Below are 244 nucleotides of genomic sequence, written 5' to 3' on the forward strand. Positions count from 1 at the left end.
TTCCCATAGCGCAAGCTAGTAAGAACCCTGAAAGATGATCAGGTTGATAGGTCAGAGGTGGAAGCGCGGTGACGTGTGGAGCTGACTGATACTAATCGTTCGAGGACTTAACCAAATTGATCATTCGTTTCTCTTGTTTTCTTCTTACACATTATCTAGTTTTGAGGGAATAAAGATTTTTACTAAGTGAAATATCTTTAAAATTTCTCTTGCAAAATGCACTAAAGACAGTATAATAGATATT

1 rRNA gene is annotated in these 244 nt (G+C 36.5%); it reads left to right on the plus strand.

The annotated features are described in order from the left end of the window. A 23S ribosomal RNA gene (locus M3593_RS23890) occupies nt 1-115 on the plus strand; the annotation flags it as partial. Nucleotides 116-244 lie beyond the last annotated feature (129 nt).

The sequence above is a fragment of the Mesobacillus sp. MER 48 genome, assembly GCF_023714225.1.
Taxonomy (GTDB): Bacteria; Bacillota; Bacilli; order Bacillales; family Cytobacillaceae; genus Mesobacillus; species Mesobacillus oceanisediminis_A.